27 protein-coding genes, 4 tRNA genes and 1 riboswitch are annotated in these 25,163 nt (G+C 39.2%); of the genes, 22 read left to right on the top strand and 9 right to left on the bottom strand.

The annotated features are described in order from the left end of the window. Positions 1-13: 13 nt before the first annotated feature. Entirely contained in the window at positions 14-1,084 is a 1,071-nt protein-coding gene (locus CDG55_RS04910) for a DUF932 domain-containing protein (RefSeq protein ID WP_087537518.1), read from the bottom strand. Positions 1,085-1,552: 468 nt separating this feature from the next. Between CDG55_RS04910 and CDG55_RS04905 the strand changes: the two genes are divergently transcribed. The 4 genes from CDG55_RS04905 (at position 1,553) to CDG55_RS04890 (ending at position 4,558) form a co-directional block, all read left to right on the top strand. After that, entirely contained in the window at positions 1,553-2,599 is a 1,047-nt protein-coding gene (locus tag CDG55_RS04905) for a DUF1566 domain-containing protein (protein WP_111313907.1), read from the top strand. Between the two features lie 33 nt (positions 2,600-2,632). Next, positions 2,633-3,160: a DUF1566 domain-containing protein gene (locus CDG55_RS04900; protein ID WP_087537520.1), complete on the top strand. Its 528-nt coding sequence runs from the start codon at positions 2,633-2,635 to the stop codon at positions 3,158-3,160. 68 nt (positions 3,161-3,228) lie between these two features. After that, on the top strand, positions 3,229-4,056 hold the full coding sequence (locus tag CDG55_RS04895) for a hypothetical protein (RefSeq protein ID WP_087537521.1): 828 nt from the start codon (positions 3,229-3,231) through the stop codon (positions 4,054-4,056). A 58-nt stretch (positions 4,057-4,114) separates the two neighbouring features. Beyond that, complete coding sequence (locus CDG55_RS04890; RefSeq protein ID WP_087537522.1) at positions 4,115-4,558, top strand: hypothetical protein; 444 nt, start codon at positions 4,115-4,117, stop codon at positions 4,556-4,558. A gap of 54 nt (positions 4,559-4,612) precedes the next feature. Here CDG55_RS04890 and CDG55_RS04885 read toward each other — a convergent pair whose 3' ends face one another. Beyond that, positions 4,613-4,885 (bottom strand): hypothetical protein, encoded by a 273-nt coding sequence (locus CDG55_RS04885; RefSeq protein ID WP_087536784.1) that lies wholly within the window; start codon positions 4,883-4,885, stop codon positions 4,613-4,615. Positions 4,886-4,984: 99 nt separating this feature from the next. Beyond that, positions 4,985-5,863 (bottom strand): YagK/YfjJ domain-containing protein, encoded by an 879-nt coding sequence (locus CDG55_RS04880; RefSeq protein ID WP_087536783.1) that lies wholly within the window; start codon positions 5,861-5,863, stop codon positions 4,985-4,987. A gap of 613 nt (positions 5,864-6,476) precedes the next feature. Between CDG55_RS04880 and CDG55_RS04875 the strand changes: the two genes are divergently transcribed. Continuing rightward, positions 6,477-7,409, top strand: a complete 933-nt coding sequence (locus CDG55_RS04875) for a hypothetical protein (protein WP_087536782.1) — start codon at positions 6,477-6,479, stop codon at positions 7,407-7,409. 68 nt (positions 7,410-7,477) lie between these two features. Here CDG55_RS04875 and CDG55_RS04870 read toward each other — a convergent pair whose 3' ends face one another. After that, a complete protein-coding gene (locus tag CDG55_RS04870) occupies positions 7,478-8,791 on the bottom strand; it encodes a hypothetical protein (RefSeq protein ID WP_162620829.1) in 1,314 nt (437 codons plus the stop codon). A gap of 61 nt (positions 8,792-8,852) precedes the next feature. Between CDG55_RS04870 and CDG55_RS04865 the strand changes: the two genes are divergently transcribed. The 3 genes from CDG55_RS04865 to smpB all read left to right on the top strand — a co-directional run bounded on the left by CDG55_RS04865 (position 8,853) and on the right by smpB (position 10,057). Beyond that, entirely contained in the window at positions 8,853-9,137 is a 285-nt protein-coding gene (locus CDG55_RS04865) for a pyocin activator PrtN family protein (RefSeq protein WP_087536780.1), read from the top strand. A 125-nt stretch (positions 9,138-9,262) separates the two neighbouring features. After that, complete coding sequence (locus CDG55_RS04860) at positions 9,263-9,457, top strand: helix-turn-helix transcriptional regulator (protein WP_087536779.1); 195 nt, start codon at positions 9,263-9,265, stop codon at positions 9,455-9,457. A gap of 126 nt (positions 9,458-9,583) precedes the next feature. Next, positions 9,584-10,057: an SsrA-binding protein SmpB gene (gene smpB, locus CDG55_RS04855; protein WP_005217924.1), complete on the top strand. Its 474-nt coding sequence runs from the start codon at positions 9,584-9,586 to the stop codon at positions 10,055-10,057. Positions 10,058-10,098: 41 nt separating this feature from the next. Here smpB and CDG55_RS04850 read toward each other — a convergent pair whose 3' ends face one another. The 3 genes from CDG55_RS04850 to rluD form a co-directional block, all read right to left on the bottom strand. Then, positions 10,099-10,671 carry a flavodoxin family protein gene (locus CDG55_RS04850; protein ID WP_004913972.1) on the bottom strand — a complete coding sequence of 191 codons (573 nt, stop codon included), beginning with the start codon at positions 10,669-10,671 and terminating at the stop codon, positions 10,099-10,101. 83 nt (positions 10,672-10,754) lie between these two features. Then, positions 10,755-11,495, bottom strand: coding sequence for a peptidoglycan editing factor PgeF (gene pgeF / locus CDG55_RS04845; protein WP_087536778.1), 741 nt, complete (start codon positions 11,493-11,495; stop codon positions 10,755-10,757). An 87-nt stretch (positions 11,496-11,582) separates the two neighbouring features. Further along, complete coding sequence (rluD, locus tag CDG55_RS04840) at positions 11,583-12,632, bottom strand: 23S rRNA pseudouridine(1911/1915/1917) synthase RluD (protein WP_087536777.1); 1,050 nt, start codon at positions 12,630-12,632, stop codon at positions 11,583-11,585. Positions 12,633-12,703: 71 nt separating this feature from the next. Here rluD and CDG55_RS04835 point away from each other — a divergent pair, with 71 nt between their 5' ends. Together CDG55_RS04835 and CDG55_RS04830 are read left to right on the top strand one after the other, a co-directional pair. Beyond that, positions 12,704-13,783, top strand: coding sequence for an outer membrane protein assembly factor BamD (locus tag CDG55_RS04835; protein WP_087536776.1), 1,080 nt, complete (start codon positions 12,704-12,706; stop codon positions 13,781-13,783). A gap of 129 nt (positions 13,784-13,912) precedes the next feature. Continuing rightward, positions 13,913-15,799: a DNA primase gene (locus CDG55_RS04830; RefSeq protein WP_087536775.1), complete on the top strand. Its 1,887-nt coding sequence runs from the start codon at positions 13,913-13,915 to the stop codon at positions 15,797-15,799. 6 nt (positions 15,800-15,805) lie between these two features. On the opposite strand, the gene hemA is transcribed toward CDG55_RS04830, so the two are convergent. Then, complete coding sequence (gene hemA, locus CDG55_RS04825; protein WP_087536774.1) at positions 15,806-17,089, bottom strand: glutamyl-tRNA reductase; 1,284 nt, start codon at positions 17,087-17,089, stop codon at positions 15,806-15,808. Between the two features lie 79 nt (positions 17,090-17,168). Between hemA and CDG55_RS04820 the strand changes: the two genes are divergently transcribed. The 12 genes from CDG55_RS04820 (at position 17,169) to ribB (ending at position 24,394) form a co-directional block, all read left to right on the top strand. Then, positions 17,169-18,887, top strand: coding sequence for a tetratricopeptide repeat protein (locus tag CDG55_RS04820; RefSeq protein WP_087536773.1), 1,719 nt, complete (start codon positions 17,169-17,171; stop codon positions 18,885-18,887). A 4-nt stretch (positions 18,888-18,891) separates the two neighbouring features. After that, a complete protein-coding gene (gene lolB / locus CDG55_RS04815; RefSeq protein WP_075696189.1) occupies positions 18,892-19,473 on the top strand; it encodes a lipoprotein insertase outer membrane protein LolB in 582 nt (193 codons plus the stop codon). Between the two features lie 16 nt (positions 19,474-19,489). Further along, positions 19,490-20,323 carry a 4-(cytidine 5'-diphospho)-2-C-methyl-D-erythritol kinase gene (gene ispE / locus CDG55_RS04810; protein WP_087536772.1) on the top strand — a complete coding sequence of 278 codons (834 nt, stop codon included), beginning with the start codon at positions 19,490-19,492 and terminating at the stop codon, positions 20,321-20,323. Next, positions 20,322-20,396 (top strand) — tRNA-Gln (locus tag CDG55_RS04805). Before ispE ends, CDG55_RS04805 begins: the two co-directional genes overlap by 2 nt. A gap of 25 nt (positions 20,397-20,421) precedes the next feature. Further along, positions 20,422-20,496 (top strand) — tRNA-Gln (locus CDG55_RS04800). 18 nt (positions 20,497-20,514) lie between these two features. Continuing rightward, positions 20,515-20,589: transfer RNA gene (locus tag CDG55_RS04795), tRNA-Gln, on the top strand. Between the two features lie 85 nt (positions 20,590-20,674). After that, positions 20,675-20,749: transfer RNA gene (locus CDG55_RS04790), tRNA-Gln, on the top strand. A gap of 37 nt (positions 20,750-20,786) precedes the next feature. Continuing rightward, entirely contained in the window at positions 20,787-21,740 is a 954-nt protein-coding gene (locus tag CDG55_RS04785; protein ID WP_004663520.1) for a ribose-phosphate pyrophosphokinase, read from the top strand. Between the two features lie 97 nt (positions 21,741-21,837). Next, entirely contained in the window at positions 21,838-22,134 is a 297-nt protein-coding gene (rplY, locus tag CDG55_RS04780; RefSeq protein ID WP_004663523.1) for a 50S ribosomal protein L25, read from the top strand. A gap of 19 nt (positions 22,135-22,153) precedes the next feature. After that, on the top strand, positions 22,154-22,735 hold the full coding sequence (gene pth / locus CDG55_RS04775; RefSeq protein ID WP_005158359.1) for an aminoacyl-tRNA hydrolase: 582 nt from the start codon (positions 22,154-22,156) through the stop codon (positions 22,733-22,735). Between the two features lie 146 nt (positions 22,736-22,881). Next, positions 22,882-23,262, top strand: a complete 381-nt coding sequence (gene panD / locus CDG55_RS04770) for an aspartate 1-decarboxylase (protein WP_004655255.1) — start codon at positions 22,882-22,884, stop codon at positions 23,260-23,262. Positions 23,263-23,480: 218 nt separating this feature from the next. Continuing rightward, a riboswitch (FMN riboswitch) is annotated at positions 23,481-23,636 on the top strand. Between the two features lie 98 nt (positions 23,637-23,734). After that, on the top strand, positions 23,735-24,394 hold the full coding sequence (ribB, locus tag CDG55_RS04765; RefSeq protein WP_087536789.1) for a 3,4-dihydroxy-2-butanone-4-phosphate synthase: 660 nt from the start codon (positions 23,735-23,737) through the stop codon (positions 24,392-24,394). Between the two features lie 48 nt (positions 24,395-24,442). On the opposite strand, the gene CDG55_RS04760 is transcribed toward ribB, so the two are convergent. Continuing rightward, positions 24,443-25,117 (bottom strand): HAD-IA family hydrolase, encoded by a 675-nt coding sequence (locus CDG55_RS04760; RefSeq protein ID WP_087536771.1) that lies wholly within the window; start codon positions 25,115-25,117, stop codon positions 24,443-24,445. Between the last annotated feature and the right edge of the window lie 46 nt (positions 25,118-25,163).

Genomic DNA, 25,163 nt, shown 5'->3' with positions numbered 1-25,163 from the left:
TGCTTAGGCTAATTTAGGCAATCATTCTTAAGACCTGTTCCAGTCCACGCTGTTTGATAGCTGCTCCTGCTCCAAACCAAGCCGAATCAAGACGGTAGTCCTGACTCATGGCACGACGCTCGTGGTCAACGAATTCCGTGATACTGCACAACAAACCGTAGGCGGTATCCTTGGCTGAGCTAAGTTCAGCCCCTCGCCCATGTCCATTAAACATGGTCATCACCTTGGACATGGCACGCCCATTGGGTTCAGTTTTATTGTCAGCTTTGTTCGTTGTGGATATTACTGGTACTTGATTTGGCATTGCTGCATTACGGTAGAACTGGACAATACTTTCATCCTGCTCGGCAATACTCAGGCTGGTATTGTTAAACACTGCATCAAAATAGGCTGCGGCTTCCTGCTGTGTCACTTTACGCTGGCTGAGTTGTTTCATTTCATACATGTGCTCATCCCATGCACGAACCGAGATGCCGAGTTGCTGTTTCACTTTCTCTGCATCAAATCGGGTACTGTGGGGAACCTTGACCACACCAGCATTGTTCGCTGTGCTGTTGTGTGCTTTGAGTGCAATCGCTAAAGTGTTGTTACACACCACACGAATCGAAGTAAATTGTGCTGTGGTGGCAAGGGTTCCATCACAGGCAGTTGCCAATAAAATGTAGCCATTACTGATATCCTTGCCTTTTAAAGCTGAGCTTTGTCCTGTTTTAGCTAGTGCCCAGAATTTCTTGCCACCTTTCAGTACCCCTGCGGTTTCCAGTTCAAAACCTGATTGTTCAGTCAGGTCTTTGTAGAAATGCAGGATTTCCATGGGCTGTACTTCCTGAAAGCGTTGGCTAACGACGGATAAAGGTGCATGGGTATCAGAGCGGTACAGCACCCGTTGTTCCTCAAACGGCATGATGATGCTCTGCCCTTTTTCATTTTGTGCCATGTAGCTAACATCCGAAGACTCAATGCGCCAGTCCATGCCTGCCTGTTGTGCCCAGACCTCAATGGGTTGGTTTGGTGTGAGTTCATTGCCTAGGCCATGCCAAGGGGTTTGTCCTACAAATGCCATAGTTTCAACTAAATGTGCCATATGGTTTTCCTTTTAAAAGATTGAAATTGCATGATGCAAATTCAGATTTTGTGCATAAAAAAAGGCCTGCTGGGGGAGCAGGCCAAAGTGAGAAGTTGTTAAATGCTTTTGAATACATTGATTCACCTAGATGGTATATATCTGAAATTTGTTTAAATTCATTTTGTTCATCATTTAATTTTTCTGAATCAATAAATTGACGTGTTCTTTTTCAGCGATTATGATTCCCATGCTGGCCTACATTGCCAGTCGGTTTTGACAGACCGCTTATTGGGTTGCATCAGAGTTATTCTTTTCTGAGGGATAATTTTGAGGGTATATCTCGTCTCCTCCCGTTGCGGTAGGACGGGAGTGGGACACTTTCGAGTGTGCTGGTGTCAATCCAATCCAGTCTGTCAACCCTCTCTCGTTCTGCCACCATAATAATGTTTTGGTAGAACTTCTTTTCCCTAAGAGAATTCTATTAACATGGAAAAATATAAGTTATCAATCCTTTGCGGGGCTATGGTATTAACTGCTTGTGGCGGTGGTAATGGCGGCAATAACAACTCTACAGAAGTAAAACCTGAACCAATCCCTACTCCAACCTGTACAAGTACCCAGTATCTTGAGGGAAATATTTGTAAGGACAAAGTCTCTCAAACCATCACAGGTCTAACCTTACCCAACTCAATCAATGTAGACCAAACAGTGTCTTTATCTGCTCAATCCAGTGCAGGCTTAGCACTTACATATACCAGTAAAACGGTTGATCATTGCCGTATTACTGGTGATCTTGGTCAGCAAAAGGTTGAAATGCTTGGTGTTGGTGTATGTACGATTGAAGCCAATCAGGCTGGTAATGGTAAAACACTTGCAGCACTCCCTGTTTCCGCTTCATCTACCATCTTGCCAGTGCTGACGACAACAGGTATTACCTTGTGTGGTACAAATGATAAAAATAACCTTGTTTGTAACGCATCTAATCTGGGTGAACTGCTCGGCTTAGGACAGGATGGTGAAGTTGAGGCTGGGAAAAAAATGACCTATAGCCTGATAAAACATAACAATGATGAGTGTATCAAGGATCAGATCACTGGTTTAGTCTGGGAACAAAAAACCGCAGATGCAAAATTACGTGACAGCAACTGGCGTTACTCTTGGTTCAATGCGAATACTCAAACCAATGGTGGCAATGCAGGTTCGCAGGCTAGCTCGACTACGTGTGGTTCTACGCTAACAAGTTGTAATACAACTGCTTATATCGAAGCCCTGAATAAAGCTAACTATTGTGGTTATAGTGACTGGCGATTACCAACCCGTAGTGAATTGATCAATCTGACAGATTACTCATCAAATCAACCCTCTTTAAATCCTATCTTTACCAATACGACTGTTGTAGATCGTTATTGGTCATCAACCACGAGTGCGAAACAAAGTACTCAGGCATGGATGTCTGACTTTAAGGATGGTGCAGCCAGTCCTGCTTTCAAGGACTATATGGGACATATCCGTGCGGTACGTGCCAGCCAATAACAACACCACTTAAAGATAAAAAAGGATTCTAAAATGAAAGCATCTTATAACGCTTTGTTGATTACTGTTATGAGTACCTTATTGGCTCACACTACTTATGCACAAACCTGTAACAGCCAAATCAAAAAAGTTGTACCTGACACACGTTACCAAATTGTTGAAGGTAGCAATGGCAGCGAAGTGAAAGACATTAAAACAGGTCTGATCTGGCAACGTTGTAGCGTAGGGCAAATGTGGGCAAATAATCAATGTTACGGTACACCACAGAGCTATACATGGTCAGAAGCATTACAAAAAACCAAAGCTTTGGGTAACGGTTATCGCTTGCCCAATGTAAAGGAATTACAAACTTTGGTTGAAGAAGCCTGTGTAAGCCCTGCCATCAATGAAACAATTTTTCCGACAACTGCCATCAATGACTATTGGTCATCATCTCCAAAGGCCAGTGATAACCGTTATGCGTGGTCAGTCAATTTTGAGGAAGGTACAGTCAATAGTGATTCCATTTACTACAAGACTGCCAAAAAATTTAATGTTCGTGCTGTTAGAAATTCCAATTAAAACATTTTTGTCGATTGCCTGAGTGCTGCTTATTCAGGTGATCGTCATGCCTTATGGAGGAAAGGTCTATGAATAAGCCAAATAAGGCATGGATGATCTCAGCATCTTTCCTGCTACTGACCGCTTGCAGTAAACAGGAACCTGATATTAAACAGCCTCAAACAACTGAAGCTAAACCAGCCGAACATTCCAGACTTGACCAATTGAAGTTATATGCGATTAAACAAATGTACGCTGAAACTCAAAAAGTAGAATCTGGCAACGACACACTTCCTCGTTATTCCACAGATAGATTTAAGTCAATCCTAGAGATGACCAAACAGTTTCCTGGGGAAATCTGTGGATACAATAGCGACGTTATCATGATGTCACAGGCTCCTGACTATACCAAAATGAATTTCAGCTATAGCTTAAATCAACAGGGTCAGGTTATTGCCAATCTTGGTCGGGAATCGATTGTTTACGAATTAGTGTGTTCTGCCAATTCTTGTTTGGTAGATGATGTGATTTTTCCTGAATATGGAAACAGGCTAAGTTCAGATATTCAAAAAGAGTGTGGTGAACTGGCTCAATATCATCAAGAGCAACAAGCGGCGCAAGAACAACCCCATTACCAATTTTCTTATCATATTGAAAGCCAAAACATGAGTTTTGGAAATCAATCTACCACTATATACACCCTCGTTATTTCATCAGAGTCAGATAATCCCGTAGAACTCAACAAAATTAGTGTCAATCGAGGTAATTGTCCTGTTCACATCATTGGAGACCAAAACAATATTCTTCAATTTGGGCAGAATTTCAAGTTAAGACTACATTGTGATGGAGTCGATGTTAAAGAGGTACGTCTGCTCGTTGACAAGGACAAAGAATTCGTAATGAAGTCTCGGTACTAAATAACGAACGTATTGCCATGAGTAAACGGCATGGTCAACAGCCAAAAAGGAATTAAATATGAAAAATATAAATGTATTCAAAACCACTTTACTCGGTGCATTGTTAGCAACCTCATGTGGCCTATATGCAAATCCACTACCAAGCTATAAAGGTATCCCCAAATCAGACCCTAAATTCGCACAGTTTATGCAAAAAAATAATAATAAACTGGTTCAACTCGACCTTACCATTAAAGACCCTAGTGAATATGATGACATCAGCTATGGATATAAAGGCGTAAGTCCAACATTCTATATCCCGCCTAAAGGCAAGCTCTATTATGATATCTATATCGATTGTGACAAAATTGATAATCCAAATGCGGAGAATAGCATTCAGAGATGTTCGCCATATGTAAAATGGAATACACAGACGGGGCGATTAACAGGCAAGTTTAAGGTTCTGGACAAAGGTAAAAACGGAATGGGTAATAGGCTCTTCATGCTTGTTGCAGTTAAATAAAGAATTTATGACCCTCAAAAAACAGGGAGGCATAAATTGCTTCCCTGTCTTTCTTCAGTAAAAGGATTGCCCACAATGCTGGCATTGAAAGCAAGACTGCACAGTTTGAGTTGAAGCAGAACCAAACACTGTACCCAATAAACCACCGACTACGGCTCCAGCAATCCCTCCAACCAGAGGGGACACAGGCAAAGTTTTTGATAATGCAGCACCCATCGTGGCAAATGATGCTGACGATGCCAGACTCTGGTTGCCAGCTTGTGAACCACTATTTTGCACAACACGGATCACATGTTCTGAATGGCAATATGGACAATTGATTTGCATAAGATGTACCTCTTAAATAAGAAAGGCTTACCGTTGTGGTAAGCCAATAAAGAGAAGATGTTTCTCATCTAGATGGTACATATCTGTTTAGAGTTTCAATTAACGCTGTGACATGCCAAAGGTACGCATCTTACTGGAGGTTTTCACACGGAGATATTGAAGCTTTTCAGGCTGAGCCAGATACGAGAGCGTTGAGCGCATATTCTTTGCTTGATGATGAAGATTACTAAAAACAACTCCAATGCCAATATTGCCCTGCTTTTCGTATTGCTTTAAGTATCTAGGATCATGACAGTTAAAATAGCTTCCATCACCATCTGTAATACTTTCCCAAAATTTACCTATAGCCTTGGCAATACTCCATGCACCAATGCGCTTACGCTCATCAAAAACTAATGCCACATGGCAATGGTAACCTTTCCGTTCCCCCTGCTCTAATGCCCATACCAAAAGTAATAAGTCATCTCCATAGCTAGAACGACTAATCTTTCTTCGTAATTTTTCTAAATCGGCATCAACCTGTTCAATATCTGGATTCACTACATACGATAAATCCACACGAACAACAAGCAAGGCTGAATAACTGCTCAGCAATTCACGTAGCCGATTATCAAGTTTGTCAGTATTTAAACTTTCATTATAACGATGCTGACTCAATTCATTAAAGTGGTCAGCTCTGACCTGATTGAAATAGTTTTGCCATTCTCTAAATGATCTCTGATTTAAACGATGGTAGAGGGATGTAGATGATTCTCGTTCCAGATCATAGTCATACAGTAAACTACAAAACAGCGTGATTAAACATGAATAGCTAAAATCAGGATTATAGACCTGATGAAAATCTAAAAGGTAATTGCTAAAGTCTTCATAGAAAGACCGTGGCTGTCGTGTTGCATCCAAGCTTGAAAGAACAAAGCGTTCAATTTTGATTAATAATGCTGATTCATTAATTTCATGGTGACTAACATTTAGTCGCATGCTCATTTACCTGTAGTTGTTTAGGACTACATGAAATGGCTACAGGGTAATTAATTACATTTAGACTTTGACATGATTGTTGATTAGATGAAATTTAATTGTGTTCTTAATTTGATGGGTTAATACGTTTGTTTATTAGTTCTGAATTAGATCATAAATATATTTATACAAGTACTAGGTTAGTAGTATAAACAAATATTAGATTAGTATTATGAACTATGTCATTACACCTACACTACAATCTATTTTAACAATGTAAAATATACTCCTCAAGTTGGTTTTAATGTCAACAACTGTGATATACAGGTAGTTTACATCCATGATAAGCTATCTGTTTAATGTCAAGTTATCCGAGGCATAATACCCTTACTGGTTGTATTCGATTCCATTAAAATTGAACAGAGCAACAACTAAGCTAGAGCCTGTCCCATTTGTTGCAGATATTTTGCATAGCATAGCCGCTACAATTTGAGAGCATGCCCCTTATATACGTTATGCCAAGCTTATAAGAAAATCATGGGAAATCAACTGAAATATCCCTAGAAACTCCCCGAAAACTCCCTCTACATTTGGCTAAACTGCACGTAAAGCTTACTGTAAGAAGGAAATTATCATGTACCAAAGTACTGCACATAAAGAACTTAATCAGCTTATTAAAGCATCTACGGATGATGATATGATCTGGTTTCTACATTTAATGAATAAAGATAATGAGGAGCATCGTTGCAATATTAATATTAGTGATACAGATGACCTGTTAATACAATCCACTATTAATATATTAAACACATTAAAAAACACTGATGAGATTAGAAGAAAAATTCTAGATAATTATACAAATATTAATGAGAATAGCATTTTTAATTTTATGGATAGTTTAAAAATATTTAGAGATAATCTTAATATACGAGGAAAAGACATTTCAGACTATAAAACGAATAAGCGTTTATTATATTTTACCTTTCATTCGATGTCATCTGATAGAGAGATTTCGTGGCGTACTATGTTAACCATCCAAAATGATTATTTTAGGTTTCTTTATATGCTGTTTATCTCACCTTCATTTTCACGATCCAACCGATTTCTTAACAATATAGAAGAACGCTTCAGTACAATACTAGCCAAGAATGAATTACATTTTAAGAGTTTCGACAGCAATGACTTTTACTTATGGGCTAAAAATTATATGGATCAAGACTCTGAAAATGCCAGATTCTATAATAGTCGAGACTATACGCCTGTTATTCCTCAAGACTATAAAATTGTCGTTAATGCCATTTTTGATGTTTTGCTAGATACAAATCCTCACATCTATAAAGCTCTAAGAGATAAACTATCAAATGCTTGGTATCAGAAAAGTTACCGAAAGAAACACAAAGGGCGTAAACATTATTACTTTTTTACTGATGTAACCTTTGAGTGCTTGCAGATACTTGCAAAAAAATACAATTTAACTGAAGAAAAAGTGATTGATCGACTTATCAATGAACACTACGTAAAAGAGTGTAGAAGTAATGACACGGGCAATCATTATTATACACTATAGTTTTTACACCTATAGACATTCATGGATAAGGTATCTCATCCATGAATCTTAAAACAGCATCAGTATATCTATCTTTTAACTTTTTCAAGTAGCTCAAGTAAATTTGTAGACATGTCTCCATGATAATAGAAATGACTAGGCAAGTCAGGGACAAGAAAACCATGCTTTGGTTGTTCTACAATATCAAGCATCGTGGATCGAATAAGATCATAGATCTCATAAAGTTTCACATAGTTTAAATATAAGCTTTTTGCTGTAACGCTGAAATCGAATTGCTCAAACAAGATTCTTTGGGCTATATCACTACAGCTACTATTATTACTCTCCTCTGAATAAATCGACCTGTCAAGATCGATCTCCTGTTCATAGATCAAAAGTAAAGCCCCCAACAAACTAATCCAATTGGCATTAGAGTTTGAGAAAATACAATTATGAAATAGATGTTTGGAAATCAATGAAAGGTAGTCTACTACTTGTCCCTTATCAGCCAAATCAATGTCAACATGAAGTACTGTAACATCCTTATGGTCACTAAAGATTAATTCCAGATACTTATGGTAATAGGCTTTCTTCTTCAAATTAATTTCACTTGAGGTAAAGCGCGATGTGTCCACAACCAAATCGCCAGCAACATGTCGGTAGTAAAGCCCTTTTCGGAAAATTTCAAACTCAATCAGTAACAATGCTCTTAAAAAAACATATTCATGATGAACCTCATCATAACGACCCTTTGCCGTATCCTTAGAGCTGTTTAATATCCCTAGAGTAACTATTTTTCGATATACATGACAGGTAATACCATGTTCAGTACCAAACCAAAGTATCTGAGCCACTAACTTATGGCAAACTGAGTGAGAAGCCTTATCTATCTGTGACAATTTGATAAGATCATAAACTTCCTTGATGAAATCTCCCTCAATTCGGCAGCTTTCCTTTAACCGTTCTTTCAAATGCCTCAAAGGAATTATCACATTCTTTTTATACATCTGATCTTGGACTTCACCTTGCTGTCGCTCATTTAAAGTCAGTTCTGGTATTTGCCACTCCCTGTTCTCATCAAAGCTTGAAACAATCTCCATACCGCACAAAAGATAGTGTTTATATATTTCTGCCTTCCGACCAGTGAGGTGCTTCTCTTCGAGCACCCCATCTATCAATTTATCTAATTGATCATAAAAATATTTTTTTTCTTCAGTGAAGGTTTGAAGGGCAACAATATCATAGAAGTACAAGTAGTCTACAATCTCAATAGCTGTGTTCTGAACATCATTAAGCTTAGGCATAATTAGTCTAGTGTCAAAAAAAGGAGTTCCGATTTCGTAATTTTCGCCACGATTTCCATTTTTTACAATGCTCCATAAGCAATCTTGAGAAATATTCACGTAGTGACGAGATATTTCAAAGCCATGCTTTAAGTCATTGTACAAATATAGGAGTCTCACAATGTACGAGCTAAAGACAATTGATTACCTATTTTTAAAGTATCGAACTCCTCACATCAAGTTAGAAGATATTACCAAAGAGTTTTATCCACATCTATGCAAGGAAAGGGTCTTAGAAAAGGCTCGCCAGCAGAAATTCCCATTTGCCTGTTTTCGCCTTGATGATAGCCAAAAAGCTCCTTTTTTTGTCCGCCTCGAAGAGCTTGCAAATGCCTTTGATGAGATTTATCGTCAGAGCCACTCCAGCTTCCAAAACACGATGCAAAAAGCAATCAAAGCTTCATAAGTGGGGATAATTACATGAATACAATTTCTGAGGGCAAAATTACAAGCATCATCGGAGAAGTTACTTCTACTGGTAAAAAAATTCACCAATGGGCAGAAGTATCGGTACTAGTGAGGTAAGGTAGAATGGGAGTTGCACATAACTTTAATATTGATCGTAGAGTTCGAGCAAAAGAGTTTATGACACTGCTTTCTATTGGCAGAACCAAATTTTATCGAATGATTAAAAAAGGTGAAATTCCACAGCCAATCAGAGTTAGCGAGAAAGAAGTCTTTTGGTACGAATCAAGTGTTAAAAAAGTTGTAGAAAAACACAAGTAAAATTCTGATATGATAGCCTGCTAAATGCAGGCTATCTTTTTAAATTAAGAGCCTTTTAAAACGGGTAACCAAACGGGTAACTCAGAAAAACTATAGAATTTAATTATTCTTTTTCAAAAGGTTAAAATGAACAAGATTGTTGTAAAAAAACATAATGGTGGCACGATTGCTCAGAATAAAAGAGCGCGTCACGATTACTTTATCGAAGAAAAATTTGAAGCAGGCATGTCACTTCAGGGTTGGGAAGTAAAATCCTTACGTGCTGGACGTATGACATTGTCTGAAAGTTATGTCATTTTTAAAAATGGTGAAGCCTTTTTATTTGGTTCACAGATTCAGCCTTTATTGTCTGCATCAACCCATGTCGTACCTGAATCGACACGTACACGAAAGTTATTATTATCTCGTCGTGAACTAGAAAAGTTACTAGGCGCAGTGAACCAAAAAGGTTATTCATGTGTTCCTTTAGCCTGCTATTGGAAAGGTCACTTGGTTAAGCTCGAAATTGCGTTGGTCAAAGGTAAGCAATTACATGACAAACGTGCTACGGAAAAAGACCGTGATTGGCAGCGTGATAAAGCACGTATGTTGCATAAATAATAAAAAAACCTCCAAGGATATTGGAGGTTTTTTTATAGGTATCAAATGTTGATCTGTTTTAATCGTAATTCTGCTAAATATTTGCCAAATTTACGTGCGGTTTCTAAATCACCCTCAGGTGGTGTTACTTCGACACTTGCATTATCTGATTGAGTCATTAAACCTAGAAAGCTGGACATACGGTTAATATCTGATGGACTTCGTCCTGTTGGCATAAACGGTAATCCCGCCCATAACATGCCATGCTGCATTGCAAACAGATTGATCTGTTGCAACACCGCCAATTTATCACCGCTTAATCCACCACCATTGGTAAAGCCCGCAGCTATTTTTCCTTGCCAAGTTCGCGCAAGCCATCGCTTAGACGAGTCTTCCATGAATTGCTTGAGCGCAGAAGTCAGACTACCCATATAAGTTGGGCAACCCATTACGATCACATCTGCTTGATCGATTAAATCCCACTGTGGAGCAGCAACAGAAATGAGATGCACTTCTGCCCCTCCCTGTTCCGCACCTTGAGCAATATGTTGCGCAACTTTTGCAGTATGTCCATAAGGACTATGAAAAATTACACAAACTTGAACTTTAGGAGTTTCTTGATCAATGAAAGACATGGAAAATTTAAAAACCAATGAATTGAATCAAGTTTAACATTTTTCATCACAACTAAGCGAATCAACTGCTTATTGAATTAAAATTATTGCATAAACACAAATGTTGCCATACGTCCTGTTTTAGAATCTCGACGATAAGAAAAATAATCTGTAGTTTGTCGGAATGAACATTGATTACCACCCAAAACATTCTGCACACCTAAGCGATTTAAAATAAATCGAGCGATTGCATATAAATCAGCTAAATATTTACCCTCAGTCTGTCCTGAGATAAATGCAAATTCCAGTTCAGTATATTTTTCACAGAATGCAGCTTTCACCTCTGCCCCGACCTCAAAGCAAGGTTGACTAATCGCAGCACCCAGCCATGCCCAAGTTGGCTGAGATTTCATTTCCGTCACGGTATTTTCGACAATTCGATTAGCCAAACCACGCCAACCTGCGTGTAGATTGGCGACTTCTGTACCTTCGTTATTACCCAAAACAATAGGCAAACAATCAGCTGTCATCATCATCAAGGCATGCCCTGCCCGTTGCGTGACCAAACCATCGCCTTCAAGTGCAACAAATGGAATCTGTTCATTGATGGTATAGCAAATGGTGCTGTGAGTTTGCGTCATCCATGTGATTCTATCAACACCATATACAGATAATTCATTTAGCAAGATCATACGGTGCTGCTGAACCCGTTGAGCATCATCATTGACATGCAAAGCCAGATTAAATCCTGATAGATTTTCATTTTGAGTTGCAATGGTTTGAGGATGTTCAATACGCGTTTGCCCTAGATACACACCTTTAGGCAAACCTTGTACAAATTCCATAAAATCCGTCCTCTTACCAGAATATATGCCTTAGCTTTTGAACGGGAGAAGCTAAACACATCCCCCTTTATTTAAAGAGAATTTTTTTTAATACGCTTCATTCTCTTGGCGAAGTACTTCCACCAGTTGAGTGAAATCCTCTGGCCATGGTGCTTCAAACATCATTTCTTCGCCAGTACGTGGATGCACTAAACCTAATTTTGCTGCATGTAACGCTTGACGTTTAAAACTACGTAGCATGTCAATTAAGACTTCTGATGCGCCAGCAGGGAAACGTACACGATTGACATAAACAGGATCACCTACCAAACCATGTCCAAGATAACTAAAATGCACACGAATTTGATGGGTACGTCCTGTTTCAAGTTGCGCCTGAATACGCGTGAAGTCGCGGAAACGCTCTTTCACATTGTAATGTGTTACTGCATCACGCCCACCCGGTAAGATCGCCATTTTGACACGATCGACTGGGTGACGTTTAATTGGCTCATCAATCGTGCCACCCGCAATAATATTTCCATATGCAACTAAATCATAAACACGATAAACGGTTTTTTTCGCAAGTTGTTTACTGAGAGAAAACTGGGCTTCCAATGTTTTTGCAACAACCAATAGACCGCTGGTATCTTTATCAATACGATGTACTAAACCTGCACGTGAAAGCTCAGCCAGTTTCGGTGCATGATAAAGCAAGGCATTAACCAAAGTACCTGTAGGATTGCCAGCACCAGGATGAACCACCATCCCAACTTCTTTATTAATCACAATAATATCGTCGTCTTCATAGACAATATTGAGGGGAATATTTTCAGGTTGACTAGAGGTTTGGGTTTCTAACTCAACATTCAGCGTAAGCAATTCATTGCCTTCGCAACGATATTTAGGTTTTACAATGTTACCATTTACCAACAGATGCCCGTCTTTCATCCATTGCTTGAGCTTTTCACGAGAGAACTCGCTCCAAACCAATGCAGCAACCTGATCAATACGCTGACCTAAATACTCTTCATCGAGTTGAATTTGCAACGATAAACGTGTTGCAGTTGCATCAGAATTATGATTATCTGCATCGACAGAATCTTCAAGTAAGAAATCTGTCTCAGAAAGGTTTGAATTGGAAGATTGTGTTGAAGTCATTTTGATGATCGATACAAAAATGGTTTAATAGCACCATTGTAGCTTATTGTCCCAAAAGCAGAGGAATTTTTATGTCGCTACCCCATTATAAAATTACCATATTGGCTTTATCTTTAGGCGTAGCGTCTGTATTTGTTGGTTGTAGCAGTAATCCAAGCAAAAAAGAAGTGGTTGATAAAGGCCCACAGTCAAGTGAACAAGTCTATTTTGAAAAAGCACAAAAATCACTTGAACGTAATCAATATACTGATGCTGTTAAATCACTTGAAGCGATAGATACGTATTATCCAACTGGACAATACACTCAACAAGCACAACTTGAACTCCTCTACGCCAAATTTAAACAAAAAGATTATGAAGGTACGATTGCACTGGCAGATCGTTTCATTCGTTTAAATCCACAACATCCAAATGTTGATTACGCTTACTATGTTCGGGGTGTAGCCAACATGGAAATGAATTACGACAGTTTGATTCGTTATACGTCATTACAACAATCACATCGTGATGTGAGCTACGTTAAAGTCGCTTATCAAAACTTTGTAGATTTGATTCGTCGTTTCCCAAGTAGCCAATACTCAGTAGATGCTGCACAACGTATGAAATTTATCGGTCAAGAATTGGCTGAAAGTGAAATGAATGCGGCACGTTTCAATGTTCAACGTAAAGCATGGTTGGCTGCTGCTGAACGCGCCCAATGGGTCATTGAACACTACCCTCAAACACCACAAACACCTGAAGCGCTTGCAATATTAGCTTATAGCTACCAAAAATTAGGCGATCAAGCGACGTCTCAACAATATATTGATCTCTTAAAACTAAACTATCCAAATTTAGTTAAGGCAAATGGTGAAGTAAATCTTCGTGCTGCTCGTAAAGAAGGTAGTTGGGTCAATCGTGCCACATTAGGCTTGCTTGGTCGTGAATCTAAAACGGTACAAGTAAAAGAACAAACCAATGGTGAAACTGAGCAACGCAGCTTAACAAATCGTTTGAGCCTTGGTTTATTAGATAAACCGACAACCGAAGAAATCGATTCTGCTCCTATTGAAGAACCAACTGATAAACCAAGTTGGATGAACCGTTTAAGCTTCGGGCTATTAGATAAGCCTGAGACCAAAGAAACTTCGGGGGCTGATGCTGCAAATTAATTTGCACTCATCAAAACCATAAAACAGGCAAGTCTACCCTTGCCTGTTTTTCATTTTATGCAACAATAAATTCTGACACACTGACTTCAACGAAGATGTTATCTCTCAGTCCAAAATGGTTAAATGTACATGGCAATTCCACAACATACGATTGATCAAATCTTAGATCGAACTGATATCGTCGATTTAATCGGTCAACGTGTGAAATTAAAAAAGACTGGGCGTACTTACTCAGGCTGTTGTCCATTCCATCAGGAAAAATCTCCATCATTCCATGTATATAGAGATAAGCAGTATTATCATTGCTTTGGGTGTCAAGCGAATGGAAATGCGATTCGCTTCCTCATGGACATTGATAGTCGGAACTTTGTCGATGTGATGAAAGACTTGTCTAATCAGACAGGCATCGAATTACCGCAAGATAATCACGACAATAAAAAACTTTCTTATAAACGTAGTCCTCAACAAATTGCAGCGGCTCAACCAACAAATACGTCAGTCGCTGAAAATCCAGCACCTATATCTGTAGCAGACGAATTTATCGATGGGCATTTTGTCGATATAGATCGCGTTATGGATGATCCTTTTGCTCAATTTGATCCATCCTTTTATATGGATGAACAGGTTCAAGAAGGTAATCTCTATGACTTATTGGAAAACGTTGCTCAGTTTTATGAACGTCAACTCCCAATGAGTCAAAAAGCACAAAATTATTTCAAACAGCGTGGCTTATCGGCACAAACGATTCAATTTTGGCGTTTGGGTTATGCACCAGAAGATTGGCAGCATTTAGAAAAAACCTTCCCACAAGATATTGAAGGTTTGAAACAGTTGGGTTTGATTCGTTCTAGTGATAGTGGTCGAGATTTTGATTTATTACGTGAGCGGGTAATTTTTCCGATCCGCGATCATAAAGGCCGCGTGGTTGGTTTTGGTGGTCGTGCGCTCAATGATGAAATTAAACCTAAATATATTAACTCACCAGATTCAGAGGTCTTCCACAAGAATCAATTGCTTTATGGTTTATATGAGGGTCGTAAACTCAAAGCCAACGATTGGTTAATGGTCGAAGGCTATATGGACGTGATTGCCTTACAGCAATATGGGATCAATGGTGCTGTCGCAACACTAGGAACAGCCAGTAATGCAGATCATTTAACCACCCTATTTAAACAAAATTCTCGTATTACCATTGCCTTTGATGGGGATGCTGCTGGACAAAAAGCAGCACGACGCACCTTAGAAATTGCGCTCCCCTTACTCAATGATGGGCGTGAATTAAAATTCTTTGTGCTTCCGAATGAACATGATCCAGACTCATTGATTCGTCGTGAAGGCTTAGAAAACTTCCAAAAATTATTACAACAGGCGCCACTTTTATCTGACTTTGTGTTTGCCCATTTAACAGGACAGCATGACGTTAGTACGCCTGAAGGTAAAAGTTTAGTCATGGGAGAACTACGTGAATTAACAGAGTTATTACCTAAACATGGCTCATTCCGTTATCTGTTGAGTCAGTCTTTCCGTGAGAAACTCGGTCTAGGCAAACGTTTTACCCCTCAAATCAGCCACGATGCCTCTTTATCTTTTAATATTCAAACCAAAGATGAAGATTTTGCAATCGCAATTTTAATGCATCACCCATTTCTCTATATTCATTTTGAAGAATTACTTGCAGTGATTGACCAAACTGAGCTGCTGGCTAAAGTTTTAGCAGTGCTCAACATTATCTTTGATGATTTACCCGATGATCAGGAATTAGCAACCTATTACGTACTCGGTGCATGTAGTCGTTATAGTCATGAGATTGCCGATGTTATGCAGAGAACCAATATTGAGTCATTAACTCAAGCACCTGAGATTGCTGATAAATTGGCTAAGGACTTTTCATTAAATCTACAAGAAAAATATTTAAAATTAAAACTGAGATCACCTATCTCACTCATCGAATCACGCAATTTACGTCAACAATTAAATGAGTTAACAAAACAGATTAGCTTGAAGTTATTATCCTAAGCTAATTTACTGCCTCGGTTTACGCTCATGCTCAAACACATCCTTTAGATGTTGCTGTAACCATTCAAAATAATCTGGATTTTCAGCTTTAGCAGCTTCTCTTAATAAAATAGAAGTTGGGTGCATAAGTTTCTGTGATAGGCGATGAGCAAACTCCCGCATCACCTGTTCTGCGGCATGACCATGTTGCAATAACTCTAATGCATGTGCCAACTCTTTTTGGCTGACTTCTTCACTGTGCTGACGATAAGCTTGAATGGTGCTACTCGCTTCTTTCACTTTTTGTTGGGTCATCAATTGAGTAGCCAATTGATTCACCATAATTTCAGCCTCAACAGCTGCCTGACGACGTTGCGCTAAATTTTCATCAATCACACTTTGTAGATCATCCACACCATATAAATATACGTTATCTAATGATTCAACTTTCGGATCAATATCACGTGGAACAGCCAAATCGACCATCAACATTTGCTGATAGCGACGCTTTTTAAGTGCGGCTTTAACATCTGAATATTGAATAACTTGATGTAAACTTCCTGTACAGCTCGAGACAACATCTGCTCTATATAAATTCTGGGCAAGTTCAGCAAAAGGAATAATTTCAACCTCAACTTGGTGAGCAATTTCTTGTGCCAGTAAATCAGCACGCTCACGGCTACGGTTACAAATTAGAATTTTTGCCACACCCATTTCCGCTAAATGCTTAGCAACCAAACTATTCATTTCACCTGCGGCAACTACCATAACCGTTAACTTTTCAGGGCGACTAAAGACTTGCAATGCTAACTGAGCAACTGCATAACCCATTGAAACAGCATGGCTACCTACAGAGGTTTCTGAACGAACACGTTTCGCTGCATAAAAAGCATATTCAAAAACACTATTCAGTTCTGGCGACACAGTTTGTGCATCTTTAGATAAAGCCAAAGCACTTTTAACTTGCCCTAAAATTTGCGGCTCACCCAACATCAAAGAGTCTAAACCACTTGCAACACGCATTAAATGTGTAACAGCTTGGGCATTTTCGTAACGATAAACATGATGAATTAAATGTTTTACATCAATATTATTCACTTGGGCTAACCAAGTCAGAACACTATCAGCATCTTCTGTCATGGCATAAACTTCAGTGCGGTTACAGGTTGATACAACAACTAAATCATTCAAAGGTGAATGTTTATTTTGTTCAAGCAATAGCGCAGCTAATCGCTCTGCATTGAAAGCGATTTGTTCACGAAGTTCAACAGAAGCTGTTTGATGGTTGACACCCAATGCAAAGAAAGACATATCAGATCATCATTTCGCTAAATTTATGTTATTGTGCAACATCGGTGTCATAAAAAGCATTACTTTGGATCAATAAAAATTGCGTCAGCTATATCGCCGTACCCTTTTTAGCGGCAAGACGATTCGACGGTATTCTACCACAATCTTGTTGTTAGGTAGCATGAGCTCGTATGTCTCTGCACAAGCAATACACGACATGTATGCAGATAAAAGCTTTGACAACGCATTACAACAAAGTATGGTTGCTGAATTTTCTCTTGCTTATGATGATATTGCAACTGCATTACACAATTATACAGTGCTGGCAATTCGAAGTAATTCAACCACAATCAAACAGCGTGCTTTAGATGTCGCCTTAGAATATAACGATTTTCAATCTGCATTAGATATTGCAACACATTGGGTAGAACAAGAACCCAAAGATGTTCCTGCTTTATTTTACTTATCACATATTGCCCTGAAAACCCATGAATATGAATTGGCAGCTAAAACATTAGATAAGATCTTAAATATTGACCCAACTGCTGATCTCGAACAAATTTTGGCAGGGATTGCCCCCGAACAAGCACAAGATCGTGAAATTTTATTAAATGCCTTACGTACCAGTAAAGAACGTGAAAACCCATCTATCTTGGCTTTAATCTCTGGATTAGAAGCGCAAGATGGCTTATATGAGCAAGCATTAAATAATATCAATAAAGCCTTACGTAAACGTTCAAAATCGACCAGTTTCATTCTGATGAAAGCCAATCTATTAATGGCTTTACGCGACGATGCTGAAACACAAAAGTGGTTTGCACAAGCCAGTCGAAAAAATAAAACCAATATTGATATACGATTAGCTGAAGCTCGCTATTACATTCAAATCAATCAACAACAGCAAGCATTAGATAAGCTTGAAAGTATTATCAAAGATTATCCAAAAACTGAAGAAGCTTTATTTATTGCCGGCTTAACCAGTATTGATTTAAAACAATACGAAAAAGCTGAACAATATTTAGTTGAATTGCGTTCTTCAGCAAAATATCAGAATGAAGCTTATTACTATCTTGCAATCAATGCACAGCGCAAACAACATTATGAAACCGCAAAAGCATACTATCGACTCGTGGATGGCAGCTTATATATTGTGTCTCGACGCAATATGATCGCGATTTTTGAGAAGCAGGGTCAACTGAATGATGCTTTACGCTTTCTTACACAAGAACGGGTGAATTATCCACAACATGCAAGTTTCCTCTATCAAGCTCAAGCTGATATTTTAAAAAAGATGGATAATAAAAAAGCAGCTTTAGTATTGCTAGATGAAGCGATTAAGAGCTTACCCGATGATCCTGAACTGCTTTATGCAGAAGTATTATTGCTGGATCCTTATACCGATCGGGATAAATTAGATAAAACTTTGAAGCAGCTTTTAATTATTGAACCCAATAGCCCGACCTATTTAAACGCTTATGCCTATACCTTAGCATTGCAAAATCGTCGCCTAAAAGAAGCGCGCAAATATGCAGAACTAGCGCTCAACTTTGCACCTGAACAAGCCTCTATTCTTGATACATTGGGCTATATCGCTTTTCTACAAAATGATTTTGATACCGCAACCAAAGTCTTGGGACAAGCCTATTCAATTAGCCAAAATATCAATATTGGAGTTCGCTATGCTAAAGCGCTGTATATGCAAGGCGCACTCACACAATTTAGTGAGGTGTTACAGCAATTGAAACAAAAACATGCAAATGCCCCACAATTACAACAACTTGATAGCTTAATCTTACCTATCACTGTAAAAAAGAGTTAAATACATGCGCTCATTGTCAAAACTATGCATTGCGATTTGTAGTTCAAGTGTTTTAATACTTAGTGGTTGTCAAAGCTTAACTCAACCCCAAAAACCAATCGTGACACCGCAAGTTCAAGATGAAAATAATTTTAACTTACAAGGCAAAATTGGGGTTCGCACACCGCAGCAATCTGGCAGTGCATTCTTTACATGGGCACAGCAACAAGATGAATTTGATATTGAATTAACTGGAATCCTAGGTGTTGGAAAAACACAAATTCAAGGTAAACCTGGTGAAGTCACACTAAATAGTGCAAAAACTGGACTTATTTCAGCGACCACACCTGAAGAATTACTTGAAAAAGCTACAGGATGGCAAGCACCAATTATGCACTTGACGTATTGGGTACAAGCCAAACCTGCGACTCAAAATGCGCAAATCATAAAAGATGAAAATAATAGATTAAAGCAACTCATTGAAGATGGTTGGACAGTTGATTTTAGTTATAACGACGCACAAATGCTGCCAAATAAATTATTACTTAAACAACCACTTGCGGAAGATAAAGAAAACCGTATTACAATGGTGATTCAAAATCGATAATTGATTAAATTAATCTATGATTAGAGTACCTTCACCTGCAAAATTAAATTTATTTCTGCATATTACTGGTCGTCGAGCGAACGGTTACCATGAATTACAGACGATTTTTCAATTAATTGACCTATATGATTGGATGACTTTTGAAAATTTGTCTGAAGAAATAATCCAGATTGAAGGTATTGCTGAAGTTCAACTTGAACAAAATCTCATCTATCGTGCAGCACAATTATTACGCCCACATGCAAAAGAACCATGTGGGTTAAATATTCAAATCGAGAAAAATATTCCGATGGGTGCTGGTCTTGGCGGCGGTTCATCTAATGCAGCCACTACACTCATTGTACTCAATCAACTGTGGCAATGCGGTTTAAATGAACAGCAATTAGCTGATTATGGTGTGCAACTGGGTGCAGATGTGCCTATCTTTATTTTTGGTCGAAATGCATGGGCAGAAGGCATAGGTGAACATTTATCATTCATAGACTTAGCTCAAAAACAATTCATAATTTTAAAACCTGATTGTTTTATCAGCACTCAAGCACTTTTTTCACAAAAAACATTGACAAGAGATTCCAAGATCACTACATTTTGCGCCTATCAGTTAGAACCTTCTAGCTTTGGAAATAACTTCGAACCTCTGGCTCGACAGTTATACCCTGAAGTTGAAGAAGCGATGCAATATTTAGATCAATTTGGTCTAGCAAAGCTTACAGGTACAGGTGCTTGTGTTTTTACTGAAGTAACCAGTGAAATGGATACGAAGAAGATTTTGCAAAACGCACCTTGTAAAGCTTACTTGGTCAACAGTTTAGCAGAATCACCTTTAAGACATTTCAAAGTTACACGTTAGGGGCGTCGCCAAGTGGTAAGGCAGCGGGTTTTGATCTCGCCATCCGTTGGTTCGAATCCAGCCGCCCCTGCCAATTTTCACCTGTAGATGTATGTAATAGGGGCGTCGCCAAGTGGTAAGGCAGCGGGTTTTGATCTCGCCATCCGTTGGTTCGAATCCAGCCGCCCCTGCCATTACATATCATCAAATTTAGGGGCGTCGCCAAGTGGTAAGGCAGCGGGTTTTGATCTCGCCATCCGTTGGTTCGAATCCAGCCGCCCCTGCCATATCTTTAGACAGACTTGTTTTATATTGATACCTGTTCAATCATATTGACATTATCATGCAAAACGATTAAAGTTCTGCCGCATTAGGGGCGTCGCCAAGTGGTAAGGCAGCGGGTTTTGATCTCGCCATCCGTTGGTTCGAATCCAGCCGCCCCTGCCATCCAAATTCATTATAAGCCAACCGCCAAGGGTGCTTCATGCCCAATCTTGTCGTTTTTAGTGGAAGTGCTCATCCACATTTCGCCCAAAAAGTCGTAAGCCATTTACATATCCCTCTCGGTGCTGCTTCTGTAAGTAAGTTTTCTGATGGTGAAATTTCAGTTGAAATTACTGAAAATGTTCGTGGTAAAGACGTTTTTATCGTTCAATCTACTTGTGCGCCTACCAACGATAACCTGATGGAAATCTTGGTCATGGCTGATGCTTTGCGTCGTGCAAGTGCTGGTCGTATCACTGCAGTCATTCCGTATTTCGGTTATGCACGTCAAGATCGTCGTCCACGTTCTGCTCGTGTTCCAATTACTGCAAAAGTTGTTGCAGACATGCTGACAACTGTAGGTATTGACCGTGTGGTAATGATCGACTTACACGCAGACCAAATTCAAGGTTTCTTTGATATTCCTGTTGACAACATCTACGGAACGCCTGCGTTATTGGCAGACCTACGTCAACAACAACATGACAACCTTATGGTGGTTTCACCTGACGTTGGTGGTGTTGTTCGTGCACGTGCTGTTGCAAAACAGTTAGGTGATATCGATTTAGCTATCATTGATAAACGTCGCCAAAAAGCAAATGAGTCACAAGTGATGCATTTGATTGGTGATGTAAAAGATCGTGACTGTGTCATTGTTGATGACATGGTCGACACAGCAGGTACGCTTTGCAAAGCTGCGGATGCACTGAAACAATTTGGTGCTCGTCGAGTGATTGCTTATGCGACTCACCCTGTTTTATCAGGCAAAGCGATTGATAACCTTCGTAACTCTGTTATTGATGAACTCGTTGTTACTGACACGATTCCTCTTTCAGATGAAGCAGCAAACTTAGGTAAAATTCGCCAAGTTTCTGTTGCAAGCATGGTTGCTGAAACAATTCGTCGTATCAATAACGAAGAATCTATTAGCGCTATGTTCGATAGTTATCTATAATAGCCCAGCTTTTTTTCTTAAACCCTAGCTCGCTAGGGTTTTTCTATCACTAAACTGGTCGCAAGTTTAGTTACTCAAACTCAATGAGGATATGCCCATGGCAAACTTCGTATTAAACGCTCAAGCACGTGAAGTAGCACAACAAGGGAAAGGTTCGAGCCGCCGCCTTCGCCACGCTGCTCAAATCCCAGCAATCATCTATGGTGGTAGCGCTGAGCCTGTAGCTGTTACTTTAGAGCTTCGTGAAATCGTTAAAGCTTTAGAAAACAATGCTTTCTTCGAAGAAGTTATCGAAATCAAAATCGGTGATAAAGTTGAAAACGTTAAAATCCAAGCGTTACAACGTCACCCAGCTAAAAACACACCTATGCACGCTGACTTCAAACGCGCATAAGTGTTAAAGGCGTAAATTAGTGTCAAATATTTCGCTAATTGTTGGTTTGGGTAATCCTGGTAAGGAATATGCCCAAACCCGCCATAATGCAGGTTTCTGGTTTGTAGAACAGCTTGCAGATCGTTATGGTATTTCTTTAAAGGCTGATCCAAAATTTCATGGATACAGCGGTCGTGGTCAAATTGATGGTCATGACGTACGTTTACTCTTACCTACCACTTTCATGAACCGTTCTGGTCAAAGTGTCGTACCATTTGCCAAATTTTATCAAGTTGCACCTGAAGCAATTCTTGTTGCTCATGATGAACTCGATATGGATCCTGGTATTATTCGTTTAAAATCAGGTGGTGGACATGGCGGACATAATGGTCTTCGCGACATCGTTCCACATATTGGTGCTAATTTCCATCGCTTACGTATAGGAATTGGACATCCTGGTTCTAAAGAACGTGTTTCTGGTCATGTGCTTGGCAAAGCTCCTAGCAGTGAACAAGCTTTAATGGATGCTGCGATTGATCATGCTTTATCCAAAGTGAAAATGCTTGTCGATGGACAAGTTTCACAGGCAATGAATCAAATTAATGCATACAAACCCGCTTAAATTTAAACTGAATTGTTGATCAATCACGCTTGCCATATTGCATTTTTAAGCGCAAAATGCGCATCAAACCGCCTATCGCCAGCGGGAAACGTGACAAGTCAACCAATAAGATATTCATCTTAGGTCTTACTCAGGAGACGCTAGCCATGCTATCTCGTTTATTAAAATGTAAAATTCACCGTGCAGTTGTCACTCATGCAGAACTTCATTATGAAGGTTCTTGTGCAATTGATGGTGTATTAATGGACTTAGCAGGGATTCGTGAATACGAAGAAATCCACGTATGGAACGTAACCAACGGCAAACGCTTCACAACTTATGCAATTCGTGGTGAAGATGACTCAGGTATTATTTCAGTGAATGGTGGCGCAGCACACCAAGCTGATGTCGGTGATTTAGTCATTATTGCAACTTTTGGTGATTTCACTGAAGTAGAAGCAAACCTCCACAAACCACGTTTGGTTTATGCAAATCCGGACAATACAGTCAATCACACGGCAAACTGTATTCCTGTACAAATTGCATAAATATTTAAAAAATTTCAAAAAAGCCAGTCAAGATGAACTGGCTTTTTTATAGCTAGGTCGATACTAAGTGCTGAATAGAACTCATCAAAACAATTCAAAAACAATGACTTCTCCACGACAAAACCGAAACTTCATTTGCTTAAATTCATATTTCAATAGAACGATCCATTTCATAAATAGTTCCCTTTCCTCTCAAAAAACTAGCTATAATCAAAGCACATCGCTTCAGGGCGGGGTGTAATTCCCCACCGGTGGTAAGTTGGGCCTTGCAATCAAGTGACCTAATCAGCCCACGAGCCTGTATATATTTATATACTCGCAGATTTGGTGAGAGACCAAAGCCGACGGTATAGTCCGGATGAAAGAAGACGAAACCACTGAAATACGCTTTTCGCGTTGTTTTGGTGTACGCTTATTTTTTACATCAGTCCTGAAATGTTCAACCGTATCCTATTTACGAGAGCGTTTCATTATGTCGAGTTTAATTCAACCCGAACTTTTCTTTTCAGCCCTTTCCCCTGCTGAACAACGTATTCAACAAGCTTTAGAAGACATCCGCCAAGGCAAACCAGTATTGGTAATGGATGATTTCGATCGTGAAAATGAAGCTGATCTTATTATTGCTGCTGAAACACTCACTGTCGAAACCATGGCACGAATGATTCGTGATGGTTCTGGTATTGTGTGCTTATGTCTGACAGAAGAGTTGGCCGATCATCTAGCACTCCCACCAATGGTGGTCGACAATTCTAGCCAATTTAAAACAGCATTCACGGTAACGATCGAAGCGGCACAAGGTGTGACCACCGGTGTTTCTGCTAAAGATCGCGTAACAACAATTTTAGCTGCCACTAAAGATGGTGCTATTGCAAGTGACCTCAGTCGACCAGGTCATGTGTTCCCATTACGTGCACGTAATGGTGGCGTATTAACTCGCAGAGGACATACTGAAGGAACAATAGATTTAGCCCGTTTGGCTGGTTTAAAACCTTCTGGCGTATTATGTGAATTGACTAATCCTGATGGCTCTATGGCATCAGGTATTCAAGTTCTAGCTTATGCTCAGACACATGGCCTTACCGTGATTAGTATCGAAGAATTGGTTCAATATCGCTTAAAACATAATATTTAATGAAACAAAAAAGCCTCGATCATTCGAGGCTTTTTATTGCGTTCCTGGTTATGATACTTTTCGTTCTAAATTCAGTTGATTCACCGTATTAAGCAATTGGCTAAATTGTGAAATTTGAGCAATCGGTTGTACTTGAGCAAGTTCTTCTGCTGTGCCATAACCATAATTTACAGCAATGGTTTCAATACCATGGGCACGTGCACCAATCACATCATATTGTCGGTCTCCCACCATAATGCATTGCTGCGCATCCAATTGCTCTTTTTCAAGAATATAAGCTATTAGATCTACTTTATTGGTACGTTCACCTGTTAATTCACTGCCATACATTTCAGTAAAAAATTGATCCAAACCAAAATGGGCAAGGATACGTTTCGCATAAACTGTTGGCTTCGCCGTCGCTAAAAATAATCGATAACCTTGTAGTTGTAACTGTTGCAACGTTTCTACCACTGTTGCATAAACTTCATTTTCAAATAAACCAGTCACTGAAAAACGCTCACGATAAGCAAGTAACGCTTGTTCAGCAAAATCATCATCCTGAGTATTTAATAACTTCGCCAAAGAAGCTTTCAACGGAGGTCCAATCGTCCAATCTAAATCAACTCCATCCGCTAAAGGGTGGCCCAGTTTTTCTAAAGCATAACGAATTGAGCGATGAATACCCGCTTTAGGGTCAGTTAAAGTCCCATCTAAATCAATCAGAATATTTTTGATCGTCATTCGTTCAATCTCTTAAAGCCTTACATAACATAGTCGAGAGTTTCTC

This window comes from Acinetobacter sp. WCHA45, from assembly GCF_002165255.2.
Classification (GTDB): Bacteria; Pseudomonadota; Gammaproteobacteria; order Pseudomonadales; family Moraxellaceae; genus Acinetobacter.
Note: the sequence above shows the minus strand (reverse complement) of the source record. Positions and strands in the feature narration are given on the sequence as shown.

Coding starts and splice junctions, on each gene's coding strand:
- smpB (WP_005217924.1), top strand. CDS start 9,584: ATGAACAAGATTGTTGTAAAAAAACATAATGGTGGCACGATTGCTCAG.
- CDG55_RS04880 (WP_087536783.1), bottom strand. CDS start 5,863: ATGCGACTAAATGTTAGTCACCATGAAATTAATGAATCAGCATTATTA.
- CDG55_RS04760 (WP_087536771.1), bottom strand. CDS start 25,117: ATGACGATCAAAAATATTCTGATTGATTTAGATGGGACTTTAACTGAC.
- CDG55_RS04830 (WP_087536775.1), top strand. CDS start 13,913: ATGGCAATTCCACAACATACGATTGATCAAATCTTAGATCGAACTGAT.
- CDG55_RS04865 (WP_087536780.1), top strand. CDS start 8,853: ATGTACGAGCTAAAGACAATTGATTACCTATTTTTAAAGTATCGAACT.
- panD (WP_004655255.1), top strand. CDS start 22,882: ATGCTATCTCGTTTATTAAAATGTAAAATTCACCGTGCAGTTGTCACT.
- ispE (WP_087536772.1), top strand. CDS start 19,490: ATGATTAGAGTACCTTCACCTGCAAAATTAAATTTATTTCTGCATATT.
- CDG55_RS04860 (WP_087536779.1), top strand. CDS start 9,263: ATGGGAGTTGCACATAACTTTAATATTGATCGTAGAGTTCGAGCAAAA.
- rplY (WP_004663523.1), top strand. CDS start 21,838: ATGGCAAACTTCGTATTAAACGCTCAAGCACGTGAAGTAGCACAACAA.
- CDG55_RS04900 (WP_087537520.1), top strand. CDS start 2,633: ATGAAAGCATCTTATAACGCTTTGTTGATTACTGTTATGAGTACCTTA.
- CDG55_RS04910 (WP_087537518.1), bottom strand. CDS start 1,084: ATGGCACATTTAGTTGAAACTATGGCATTTGTAGGACAAACCCCTTGG.
- ribB (WP_087536789.1), top strand. CDS start 23,735: ATGTCGAGTTTAATTCAACCCGAACTTTTCTTTTCAGCCCTTTCCCCT.
- hemA (WP_087536774.1), bottom strand. CDS start 17,089: ATGTCTTTCTTTGCATTGGGTGTCAACCATCAAACAGCTTCTGTTGAA.
- CDG55_RS04905 (WP_111313907.1), top strand. CDS start 1,553: ATGGAAAAATATAAGTTATCAATCCTTTGCGGGGCTATGGTATTAACT.
- rluD (WP_087536777.1), bottom strand. CDS start 12,632: ATGACTTCAACACAATCTTCCAATTCAAACCTTTCTGAGACAGATTTC.
- CDG55_RS04895 (WP_087537521.1), top strand. CDS start 3,229: ATGAATAAGCCAAATAAGGCATGGATGATCTCAGCATCTTTCCTGCTA.
- CDG55_RS04835 (WP_087536776.1), top strand. CDS start 12,704: ATGTCGCTACCCCATTATAAAATTACCATATTGGCTTTATCTTTAGGC.
- CDG55_RS04875 (WP_087536782.1), top strand. CDS start 6,477: ATGTACCAAAGTACTGCACATAAAGAACTTAATCAGCTTATTAAAGCA.
- lolB (WP_075696189.1), top strand. CDS start 18,892: ATGCGCTCATTGTCAAAACTATGCATTGCGATTTGTAGTTCAAGTGTT.
- CDG55_RS04850 (WP_004913972.1), bottom strand. CDS start 10,671: ATGTCTTTCATTGATCAAGAAACTCCTAAAGTTCAAGTTTGTGTAATT.
- CDG55_RS04885 (WP_087536784.1), bottom strand. CDS start 4,885: ATGCAAATCAATTGTCCATATTGCCATTCAGAACATGTGATCCGTGTT.
- pgeF (WP_087536778.1), bottom strand. CDS start 11,495: ATGGAATTTGTACAAGGTTTGCCTAAAGGTGTGTATCTAGGGCAAACG.
- CDG55_RS04890 (WP_087537522.1), top strand. CDS start 4,115: ATGAAAAATATAAATGTATTCAAAACCACTTTACTCGGTGCATTGTTA.
- CDG55_RS04785 (WP_004663520.1), top strand. CDS start 20,787: ATGCCCAATCTTGTCGTTTTTAGTGGAAGTGCTCATCCACATTTCGCC.